The 3,044-nt window shown below is 46.5% G+C and carries 3 protein-coding genes; all 3 read left to right on the top strand.

Going from position 1 to position 3,044, the window contains the following annotated elements; all coding sequences use genetic code 11:
• Positions 1 to 660, top strand: a 660-nt coding sequence (locus tag L4C33_RS21005) for an aldehyde dehydrogenase family protein (RefSeq protein WP_428814337.1), incomplete at its 5' end; no start/stop codon positions are given.
• Positions 661 to 730: 70 nt separating this feature from the next.
• The gene (locus L4C33_RS21000) at positions 731 to 1,720 is read left to right on the top strand and encodes a membrane dipeptidase (protein ID WP_428814336.1); all 990 of its coding nucleotides are present in this window, start codon (positions 731 to 733) and stop codon (positions 1,718 to 1,720) included.
• A gap of 155 nt (positions 1,721 to 1,875) precedes the next feature.
• Positions 1,876 to 3,044 (top strand): BCCT family transporter (locus L4C33_RS20995; protein WP_428814335.1); only part of this gene is annotated, 1,169 nt, incomplete at its 3' end.

The following is a 3,044-nucleotide window of genomic DNA, read 5'->3' as shown; positions in this document are numbered from 1 at the left end:
GATATTCAAACGGCGGTTGATGCAACCATTGCGGGTTCATTCTCTGGCGCTGGTCAGAAGTGTACCGCGTCATCTCRTTTAGTGGTTATGGATGGTATTCACGACAAATACGTTGAAGCGCTAATCAAACGAATGAGCGAACTTAAAGTGGGCCACGCTATGCAAGATGGTGTGTTCATGGGACCAGTTGTGGATGGCAAACAGCTTGAATCTAACTTCAATTGGATTGAAAAAGCACGCCAAAGTGGCGGGGAACTCGCATTCGGTGGTGAACGTTTGAATCTAGAGCATGAAGGTTACTACATGTCTCCGACGCTTTTCCTTAATACAAAAAACAGCTGGGAAGTGAACCAAGAAGAAGTGTTTGCACCTATGGCGAGCGTAATTCGTGTTGCTGACTTAGAAGAAGCTATCGCCACAACAAATGACACTCGCTTTGGTCTTACTGGCGGCATCATTACTCAGAGCCTACGTACGAGTGCAATGTTCAAACAACAAGCTCAAACCGGTTGTGTAATGGTGAACTTGCCAACAGCGGGTACTGACTACCATGTCCCGTTTGGTGGTCGAAAAGAGTCTAGCTTTGGCCCTCGTGAACAAGGTCAATACGCGAAAGAGTTCTACACAGTGGTGAAAACTGCTTACCAACGTCCTTACTAATTGTGACTCGGTGGTGCCCACAATGCGCACCACTACATATCAAAATTAAGATTGTTTTTAGGGAGTGGTTATGTACCAGCAACGGATTGTTATAGATGGACTGCAGTATTGCAATTGGGATAGAGAATATTTTCAAACTCTAAAAGCCAGCGGTATTACGGCAGTACACGCCACCATGGTGTACCACGAGACGGCTCGTGAAACACTTTCTCGCTTTGCTGAATGGAACCTAAGGTTTGAGCAAAATGCTGATTTGATCATGCCAATTCATTCTATGGCAGATGTTGAAACGGCTAAAGCGACAGGCAGAGTTGGGATTTTCTTGGGGGCACAAAATTGCTCTCCAATCGATGATGAGATCGGGTTGATCGAAGTGATGCGTCAGCAAGGTCTATTGATCATGCAATTGACGTACAACAACCAAAGCTTACTGGCGACGGGGTGCTACGAGAAAAATGACACGGGGATCACTCGCTTTGGTAAGCAAGCCATCGAAGAGATGAACCGAGTAGGGATGATCATCGACATGTCTCACAGTGCTGAGCGTTCTACGCTTGAAGCGATAGAGCTATCTTCACGTCCTATCTGTATCAGCCATGCTAACCCTACTTTTGCGCATGATGCATTGCGAAATAAATCCAACGATGTGATCAAAGCGCTCACTGCGCGCGGTGGTTTGATTGGGTTTAGCCTTTACCCATTCCACCTACCAAATGGCAGCCAGTGCACTCTAGAAGACTTCTGCCAAATGGTTGCGACGACAGCAGATATGGTGGGAGTTGAGCATCTAGGAATTGGTAGTGATTTGTGCCTTAACCAACCACAAGCGGTGCTGGAGTGGATGCGAAATGGCCGTTGGTCAAAAGCGATGGATTACGGTGAAGGCTCTGCTAGTAACTCCGGTTGGCCTGATGCTTTGCCATGGTTCTGCGGAAGTGCAGGAATGGAAAATATATACAACGGATTAATGCGCCACGGATTTAGTGAATCCGAGGCGGGACAAGTACTGGGTGAAAACTGGTTTAACTTCCTTAAGGACGGGTTAGAACCGAACAAATAAGGTTCCCCGTTACATATAAGGACAAAGCCTATTTTAAAAGCGGTAACCCAAACATGGAACAGCCTGCCAATACAAAAATAATAGGGCAGGTGTTAAATACACCTCTTGTAGTCATCATTAAATGACAGCTGCAAAGAAACCTCTGGAGTCAGAGTATGTCTGATTTAACCAATAGCGTGAAATCTTCAAACTTAGTAGGGGCTGGTAATCTATCTGCCAGTCACTCTGCTAGTAACAAGGCGAGCCAGCCAGAATCTACATCCGACAAGTTAGGTCTTAGCAATCCGGCTTTGTGGTACAGCGGTGGGTTCATCGCACTGTTTGTTGCTCTAGCTTTATTTGATGGGGAATTGCTTTCCAGTCTAGTTAACACTGGATTCGCATGGTCGGTGAAAGTCTTCGGACCATATTGGCAATTGTTACTGCTTTTGACTTTCCTTATTGGTATTGGTTTAGCCGTCGGGCGAACCGGTAAAGTCATTCTCGGTGGTGTGGTTAAGCCTGAGATGGACGGATTCCGTTGGATGGCAATCATCTTCTGTACGCTGCTTGCCGGTGGTGGGGTTTTCTGGGCTGCGGCTGAGCCTATTGCACATTATGTGAGTCCGCCGCCGCTTTACGGGTCACAAGAAAATGCCCAGCAAGGTGCCGTTAACGCTTTATCACAATCTTTTATGCACTGGGGGTTCTTGGCTTGGGCGATTGTCGGAAGCTTAACGTCTATCGTGGTCATGCACCTGCATTATGATAAAGGCTTGCCTCTTAAACCTCGCATTTTGTTATATCCAGTTTTAGGTGAACGTGCACTGAAAGGCCATACCGGAGCGTTAATCGACGCGTGTTGTATTGTTGCGGTTGCAGCCGGCACGATAGGCCCAATTGGTTTCCTTGGCTTGCAAGTCAGCTACGCACTTAATGCCTTATTTGAAATTCCAGATGGCTTTACCACTCAGCTAATTATCATTTTGTTTGCGATTGCGCTTTATACGTTGTCTGCACTTAGTGGCCTAAATCGTGGCATGCAAATGCTAAGTCGTTACAACGTGATTTTAGCAATGGCATTGATGATTTATATCCTGATCTTTGGCCCAACTAACTTCATTGTGAATGGTTACATCCAAGGTGTTGGCAGCATGGTCGACAACTTTATTCCAATGGCGACTTACCGCGGTGACGAAGGTTGGTTGAGTTGGTGGACAGTGTTCTTCTGGGGTTGGTTCCTTGGTTATGGCCCTATGATGGCTATCTTCATCGCTCGAATCTCTCGTGGTCGTAGTATCCGCCAATTGGTCTCTACCATCAGTATTATCGCTCCGCTTGTTAC

This window comes from Vibrio makurazakiensis (genome assembly GCF_050337375.1).
GTDB lineage: Bacteria > Pseudomonadota > Gammaproteobacteria > Enterobacterales > Vibrionaceae > Vibrio > Vibrio makurazakiensis.
This window is presented reverse-complemented; position numbering and strand designations above follow the sequence as displayed.